Origin of the sequence: Sulfitobacter sp. 1A13679, from assembly GCF_043557115.1 — a bacterium.
GTDB classification, from domain to species: domain Bacteria; phylum Pseudomonadota; class Alphaproteobacteria; order Rhodobacterales; family Rhodobacteraceae; genus Sulfitobacter; species Sulfitobacter faviae.
The window spans coordinates 91,775-98,490 of record NZ_JBIFFO010000018.1; the positions used below are offsets into that span (position 1 = coordinate 91,775).

A 6,716-nucleotide genomic window follows, 5' to 3' on the forward strand; every position below is an offset into this window, starting at 1 on the left:
AAGCGTGAATGCTTCTGTCTTGAAAGCACGAAGGGGGCCGCCCATATTGCATGTTAAGCGAAATAACATAGGCCCCGATTAAACTGGGGAAAGGGACAAGACATGGCAAATTATGCAAATCTGCCCGCACCAACGCCCGAAGGCGGGCTGAACCGCTATATGCAAGAGATCCGCAAGTTCCCGCTGCTGGAGCCTGAGGAAGAATACATGTTGGCCAAACGCTGGGTCGAAGAGCAAGACACCGAAGCCGCGCATAAGATGGTCACCTCTCACCTGCGCCTCGCGGCGAAGATCGCGATGGGCTACCGCGGCTATGGATTGCCGCAGTCCGAGGTGATCTCGGAAGCGAACGTCGGCCTGATGCAGGCGGTGAAACGTTTCGATCCTGAGAAGGGCTTCCGCCTTGCCACTTATGCGATGTGGTGGATTCGCGCCTCGATTCAGGAATATATCCTGCGGTCGTGGTCGCTGGTTAAGCTCGGCACGACCTCAGGTCAGAAAAAGCTGTTCTTTAACCTGCGTAAGGCCAAGAACAAGATCGGTGCGCTGGAAGAGGGCGATTTGCGCCCCGAAAACGTGAAAGAGATCGCGACGCAACTTGGGGTGACCGAGGATGAGGTCGTCTCCATGAACCGGCGGATGTCGGGCGGGGATGCTTCGCTCAACGCCACCGTCGGGTCCGAAGGCGAAGGCACGATGCAGTGGCAAGATTGGTTGGAGGATGAAGACGCCGACCAAGCCGGCGACTATGCGGAGCGTGACGAGCTGGAGACCCGGCGTGAGATGCTGGCGGAGGCTTTGGACGTGCTGAACGAGCGCGAGAAGGACATTCTGACCCAGCGTCGCCTGTCGGATGAGACGGTCACGCTCGAAGATCTCTCGGCGCAATACGATGTCAGCCGCGAGCGGATTCGCCAGATCGAAGTGCGCGCCTTCGAGAAGCTGCAAAAGCGGATGCGCGACTTGGCGAAGGAAAAGGGCATGTTGGCGGCCAGCTAACGGCTGAACCAGATGATGCAGAGGGCCCCGCTTCTTTGACGCGGGGCTTTTCTTTATTAAATTCGGGGTTCGATGAGCTGGTTTTCGAGCCTTGCGACTTCTTCGAAACAGGCGGCGATCGTGCCCGACTGCATCGCCCGGGCAGCGGCTTGCAGCACCGCCCGCAGATGCACGATCTGAGGTTCCGGCGCGGTGTCGAAATCACGCAGGGACCATCTGATCAGCCGCCAATAGGCCGCGCGAAAGGCGTCGCTGAGGATCGGGTTCTCGATCATCTCCGATAGGGCGTTCAAAAGCCGGGCGCGGATGTCGAAAAACGTCTCGGCATTGTCCAGCGGGGCGAGGTCCATCATGCCCAGCATCCCGGCGAGCGACATGAAGTGCCCCGTTGGGGCGGGGGAGGGCGGTGCACATTTGGCGGCGGCTTCGATAATCGCCACAGCCGCGCGAATGTCATCCGCGCGCATGGGCGCGTCCAGAGGGGTCACGACAGACCCCACGCCGGATTTCACGGCGATCATGCGTTCATAGGCCAAGCGTTGCAACGCTTGCCGGATGGGCGTGCGGGACACACCGAAACGCTGAGCGAGGGCCACCTCATGCAGCATGCCGGCGGCGATATTGCGGTTCAGGCAGATGTCCGTCCGAAGCGCCTCTGCAATCGCCGCGCTGGATTTGACTTGGGTAGACATTGCCCGGCATCCTTCGTCTATTCGATTTTATCTATTTAACATGTATACAGGTGCTCCTGCCGTTACTCAAATTCTATGGATGTTTTTATGTCTCGTGATGGGCCTTTTTTCGATCCTGAAGCGACCTCGATACGCGCCGTTATCCCCACGCCCCGCGGCGGGCATCTGGCGATGACGGGCTTTCCGGGGCTGTTGACCCATGTCGATGGCAGCGCTTACCTCGATCCTCAACAGATGGGGGAAACCTTGGAAGGCCTGCGCGCGGCTGGGGCGCGTGAGTTGCTGGTTCTTACCGAGGAGGTCGAGCTTCCTGACGGAGCTTTTCCCTTGATTTTAAAGACTTCACAGTCTCTTGGCTTAAGGCTCTCTTTCGCGCCGATCGAAGATTTCAACGTCCCTTGCGATAGATTCTTAGCCGAATGGCCTCCACACCGGGTGCGTTTCGAGGCGGCGCTAGAGGCGGGAGAGACGGTTGCCCTTTCCTGCCAATACGGCGCGGGGCGCAGTGGGCTGATCGCGGCGTGGTTGCTGATCGGGGCCGGAATGCCCGCCGCGGAGGCCATCGCCTTGGTGCGCAGTCATTCCCCCGAAGCGATCGAAAACCAGCTTCAGGAGAACTGGCTGCTAGAGGTTGAAAAGGAGAGGTAGACCTCCCTTTCGCATAGGAGATGTGAAAAAAGTTTGGCGAATTATACGTTTTCCCCATTGTCGGCAAGTTCTTGCCCCATTTCTGCCACAATTGAGCCCGACAACATGTATACAGGTTGGGCAAAAGCGGCACCTCAGAGAACGCAAAGGCCCATAGAAAGGGAAGATAAGCGACCAGATCATTAGGAAGAGGATCAGACATGCCAAGCCGCTCCACCGCGCCAGAAACACCCGGTCCCATCACGTCCCTCAATGCAGGTGACATTCTCCGCCGCAAACGCAGCTATGATCCCGTCACCCTTGGTCACCCGTCCGATGAATGCCCCGTCACACTTACCATCTGCGACGCCCGATTTCACAGTGTACAGTATGCCCGCGACTTTGGCCGGGTCGAGGCTATGGTTGAGGTGACCTATACCTGCCATCCCGCCGCCATGCCGCAAAGGGTCTACCTGCGCACCAACGTTCCGCTGCGCCCTGCCGGCCAGCGACAAGAGCTTCGCCGACGGCTCATTCAAAGCGCCGTCACCGTGTCCACCCTGCTAAACTGCTTGAATGGAGGAGATACGACCCTGCGTGCTGCTTGACTCACAGCCCAATGCCTCGCAACTGCACCCCCTTTTAGGGGTGTTTTTTTATTTGCGCGACCCCATCTAGTGAGCCTTGGGGCGGGGGACATATCCCGGGTGAGGCCGTGACATGCTGCCGCTGCGGCCCATATCTATGAAGTGAACCGCATGAGGAGGGCGCAACATGGCAGGTGGATGGACACGCGATGGCGCGGTGAGCGAGCAGATCGAAGCCTCCATTTCCGACGAATTGGCGCGGCTAAAAGCGCGCCGCGCGCCAGTGGGCGAGAGCCGCACCCATTGCGCGGAATGCGAAGAGCCGATTCCAGAGGCGCGGCGCATGGCGCTGCCGGGGGTAAAGCTTTGTATCGACTGCGTGCGGGAACGAGACGAGCAGGCGCAGATGCGCGGCGGGATCAATCGGCGGGGCTCGAAAGACAGCCAGTTGAAGTGACCTCAAGGCCGCTCTGCCCGCCGTCTGCGGCGAAGGGAGCGCCAGCGTCGAAATAGCCGCACATCCATCGCCGCCACCATGAGGCCAAGCGGCAGCATCCAGAAGCCGAGGATCGGCAAGAACCCGAGGATGCCGCCACAGATGAGCAGCAGGCCGAGCGCAAATCTAAATCCGGGCGGCACCCGCCGTTGAATCCAGACAAAGAAGGGTGCGAACCTTTCTTTCATGCGCTCGGCGCGGGACATCAGTCCTCCATCGCTTCCAATTCATCGATCATGTCAGAGATCATCGACAGGCCCTTGTCCCAGAAAGCCGGGTCGCTGGCATCAAGGCCAAAGGGGGCGAGCAGTTCTTTGTGGTGCTTCGATCCGCCCGCTTTCAACATGTCGAAATACTTCTCTTCAAAGCCCTTTTCACCTTCCGCGTAGACGGCGTAGAGCGCGTTCACCAGACCGTCGCCAAAGGCATAGGCATAGACGTAGAAGGGCGAATGCACGAAATGCGGGATATAGGCCCAGAAGGTCTCGTAGCCCTCCATATACTCGAAGGCCGGCCCGAGGCTTTCGGCCTGAACGCTCATCCACAGCGCGTTGATGTCGTCGGGTGTCAGCTCCCCGCCGCGGCGCGCCTCGTGCAGTTTGCACTCGAAGTCATAAAAGGCGATCTGGCGCACGACCGTGTTGATCATATCCTCGACCTTGCCCGCCAGCAGCACCTTGCGCTCGGCCTGGGTCTGCGCCTTGTCGAGCATCTTGCGGAAGGTCAGCATCTCGCCGAAGACTGAGGCGGTCTCGGCCAATGTCAGCGGGGTGGAGGAGAGCATTTCGCCCTGATCGGCGGCCAGCACTTGGTGCACGCCGTGGCCCAGCTCATGCGCCAGTGTCATCACGTCGCGCGGTTTGCCGAGGTAGTTCAGCATCACGTAGGGGTGCACGTCTGTCACGGTGGGATGCGCGAAGGCCCCGGGCGCCTTGCCGGGTTTCACGCCCGCGTCGATCCAGCCCTTGGTGAAGAACGGCTTGGCCAGTTCGCCCATACGCGGATCGAAGGCGTTGTAGGCCTCCATCACGGTCGCTTCGGCCTGCGCCCAGTCGACGACCTTGGGGTCTTCCATCGGCAGCGGCGCGTTGCGGTCCCAGACCTGCATCACATCAAGGCCCAGCCATTTGCGCTTGAGCTCATAATAGCGGTGGCTCAGCTTCGGATAGGCTTCGACCACGGCGTTGCGCAGGGCCTCGACGACCTCCGGCTCCACGTGATTGCTGAGGTGACGGCCCGTCTGCGGCGTCTCCATGCCGCGCCAGCGGTCGATCACCTCTTTCTCCTTCACCTGTGTGTTGTGCACGCGGGCAAAGGTGCGGATGTTGCGGCCCAGCACATTGGCCAGTTCCCGCGCACCGGCCTCGCGTTTGGCGCGGTCGGGGTCGGTCAGCAGGTTCAGCGTGCCTTCGATGTTCAGCGTCTCACCGTCGACATCGAACTCCAGCCCGGCGATGGTTTCGTCGAACATCCGCTCCCATGCGTCGCCGACGACGCCGAGGTCATGCAGGAACTTCTCCATCTCGTCCGACAGTTGGTAGGGCTTCATCGCGCGGATGCGGTTGAAGACGGGCTTGTAGCGCGCAAGATCGGGGTTCTCGTCCAGCAATTTGGCGAGGTGATCGTCGGGCAGCTTGTTAAGCTCCAGCGTGAAGAAGACCAACGGCGTGGTGTAATCGGTGATTTTCTCCTGCATGTCGGACATAAACTTGGCCCGGCCCGCGTCGGTGGTCTGCTGGTAGTAGCGCAGGCCGGCGAAGGACATGATGCGCCCGGCGACCTGATTGATTTTCTCGTTGCGCAGCACGCAGTCGAGCAGACCCTTGGCATCGAGCGCGACCAGATTGCCTTCGTAATCGGCGGCGAAGCTGGCGCAGGCTTCCTCCAGCCAGTCGAGGTCGCGTTTCAATTCGGGCGCGTCCTCACTGGTATAGAGATCGCTCAGATCCCATTCCGGCAGATCGCCAAGGTCTTTGCCCCCGGCGCTGGCGTCGGCATCGTGAAGCGGGAAGGGAAGCTGAAACATCGGTGTACCTCATTTGCGTTTCGTCACATCTATGCCTCCGAGCGGGCCGGAACAACCTATCCGTAGATGCGCAGCATTTCTTTCAGATCGTCGAGGGTGTTGGCCTCTTGCAGCGGCTTGTCCTTGCGCCAGCGCAGCATCCGCGGAAAGCGCAGGGCGACGCCGGATTTGTGGCGCGGGCTGGGCTGGATGCCCTCGAAGGCGATCTCGAAAACATGGTGCGGCGTAACCTGCCGCACGGGGCCGAAGCGCTGCTGCGTGTTCTTGCGCACCCATGCGGTGATCTGGCGGAACTCGGCATCGGTGAGGCCGGAGTAGGCCTTGGTGAAGGGCACCAGATCGTTGCCGTTCCAGACCGCGAAGGTGAAATCGGTAAAGAGGTTCGCGCGGCGGCCCGAGCCCGATTGCGCGTAGATCATCACCGCGTCGATGGTCAGCGGGTCGAGCTTCCATTTCCACCAGTCGCCCTTCTTGCGGCCCGAAAGATAGGGGCTGTCCGCGCGTTTCAGCATCAGCCCCTCGGCCTGCGCCTCGCGCGCCGTTTCGCGCAGGGTGGCCAATTCGGCCCAATCAGTGAATTGGTGCTGTGGAGAAAGACGTACGGGCGCGTCGGCGGGAAGATCGGCGGCGGCTTCTTCCAAAAGCGCGCGGCGTTCGGCAAAGGGGCGGTGGCGGATGTCCTCGCCCTGCCATTCCAGCAGGTCATAGGCGTGCAGCACCACCGGCGCGTCCTTGAGCAGCTTCTTGGGGACCGTCTTGCGCCCGATCCGCGCTTGCAGAGCGTTGAAGGAAGACGGGAACTCCGCCCCCGGCTGCCAGACCAGCAATTCGCCATCCAGCACCGTGCCGGGGGGCAGGTGGTCGGCGGCACGGGCGAGTTCGGGGAAACGGTCGGTCATCAACTCTTCGCCGCGCGACCAGACGAAGTAATCCCCGTCGCGCAGGATCAACTGGCCGCGAATGCCGTCCCATTTCCACTCCGCCCGCCAGTCGGTCGGGTCGCCCAAGGCTTCTGGCCCGTCCTCCAGCGCATAGGCGAGGTAGAAGGGATAGGGGCGCGAGGCGTCGGCGCTGGCATCCTCGGCCTCGATCAGGCTGTGCCATGTGACGTCGTCGGGGTGCCAGTTGCCCATCAGGCGGTGCGCCATCTCCGCTTCGGGTCGGCCGGTGGCGCGCGAAAGGGCGCGGGTCATCAGCTTCTGGCTGATGCCAATGCGAAAGCCGCCGGTGATGAGCTTGTTGAAGAGAAACCGCTCGGTGCCGCCGAGTTGCTGCCACGCCGAAAGCAC

The 6,716-nt window shown here is 61.2% G+C and carries 8 protein-coding genes; 4 read left to right on the forward strand and 4 right to left on the reverse strand.

The annotated features are described in order from the left end of the window. Positions 1-102: 102 nt before the first annotated feature. Positions 103-999 carry an RNA polymerase sigma factor RpoH gene (gene rpoH / locus ACGYLA_RS14525; protein WP_067262445.1) on the forward strand — a complete coding sequence of 299 codons (897 nt, stop codon included), beginning with the start codon at positions 103-105 and terminating at the stop codon, positions 997-999. A 56-nt stretch (positions 1,000-1,055) separates the two neighbouring features. Here the strand turns inward: rpoH and ACGYLA_RS14530 are convergent, their stop codons facing one another. Next, a complete protein-coding gene (locus ACGYLA_RS14530; protein ID WP_394433436.1) occupies positions 1,056-1,691 on the reverse strand; it encodes a GntR family transcriptional regulator in 636 nt (211 codons plus the stop codon). Positions 1,692-1,778: 87 nt separating this feature from the next. On the opposite strand from ACGYLA_RS14530, the gene ACGYLA_RS14535 reads away from it, so the two are divergent. The 3 genes from ACGYLA_RS14535 to ACGYLA_RS14545 all read left to right on the forward strand — a co-directional run bounded on the left by ACGYLA_RS14535 (position 1,779) and on the right by ACGYLA_RS14545 (position 3,362). After that, positions 1,779-2,339 carry a hypothetical protein gene (locus tag ACGYLA_RS14535; RefSeq protein ID WP_394433438.1) on the forward strand — a complete coding sequence of 187 codons (561 nt, stop codon included), beginning with the start codon at positions 1,779-1,781 and terminating at the stop codon, positions 2,337-2,339. A gap of 200 nt (positions 2,340-2,539) precedes the next feature. Beyond that, positions 2,540-2,926 carry a hypothetical protein gene (locus ACGYLA_RS14540; protein WP_394433440.1) on the forward strand — a complete coding sequence of 129 codons (387 nt, stop codon included), beginning with the start codon at positions 2,540-2,542 and terminating at the stop codon, positions 2,924-2,926. A 166-nt stretch (positions 2,927-3,092) separates the two neighbouring features. Continuing rightward, positions 3,093-3,362, forward strand: a complete 270-nt coding sequence (locus ACGYLA_RS14545) for a DksA/TraR family C4-type zinc finger protein (RefSeq protein ID WP_394433442.1) — start codon at positions 3,093-3,095, stop codon at positions 3,360-3,362. A 2-nt stretch (positions 3,363-3,364) separates the two neighbouring features. Here ACGYLA_RS14545 and ACGYLA_RS14550 read toward each other — a convergent pair whose 3' ends face one another. The 3 genes from ACGYLA_RS14550 to ACGYLA_RS14560 all read right to left on the reverse strand — a co-directional run. Continuing rightward, positions 3,365-3,607 (reverse strand): hypothetical protein, encoded by a 243-nt coding sequence (locus ACGYLA_RS14550; RefSeq protein ID WP_067262457.1) that lies wholly within the window; start codon positions 3,605-3,607, stop codon positions 3,365-3,367. Further along, on the reverse strand, positions 3,607-5,427 hold the full coding sequence (locus tag ACGYLA_RS14555) for a M3 family oligoendopeptidase (RefSeq protein ID WP_394433444.1): 1,821 nt from the start codon (positions 5,425-5,427) through the stop codon (positions 3,607-3,609). Before ACGYLA_RS14555 ends, ACGYLA_RS14550 begins: the two co-directional genes overlap by 1 nt. Positions 5,428-5,483: 56 nt before the next feature. Then, the coding region (locus tag ACGYLA_RS14560; protein WP_394433446.1) for an ATP-dependent DNA ligase at positions 5,484-6,716 on the reverse strand (1,233 nt) is incomplete at its 5' end.

Coding starts and splice junctions, on each gene's coding strand:
- rpoH (WP_067262445.1), top strand. CDS start 103: ATGGCAAATTATGCAAATCTGCCCGCACCAACGCCCGAAGGCGGGCTG.
- ACGYLA_RS14530 (WP_394433436.1), bottom strand. CDS start 1,691: ATGTCTACCCAAGTCAAATCCAGCGCGGCGATTGCAGAGGCGCTTCGG.
- ACGYLA_RS14535 (WP_394433438.1), top strand. CDS start 1,779: ATGTCTCGTGATGGGCCTTTTTTCGATCCTGAAGCGACCTCGATACGC.
- ACGYLA_RS14540 (WP_394433440.1), top strand. CDS start 2,540: ATGCCAAGCCGCTCCACCGCGCCAGAAACACCCGGTCCCATCACGTCC.
- ACGYLA_RS14545 (WP_394433442.1), top strand. CDS start 3,093: ATGGCAGGTGGATGGACACGCGATGGCGCGGTGAGCGAGCAGATCGAA.
- ACGYLA_RS14550 (WP_067262457.1), bottom strand. CDS start 3,607: ATGTCCCGCGCCGAGCGCATGAAAGAAAGGTTCGCACCCTTCTTTGTC.
- ACGYLA_RS14555 (WP_394433444.1), bottom strand. CDS start 5,427: ATGTTTCAGCTTCCCTTCCCGCTTCACGATGCCGACGCCAGCGCCGGG.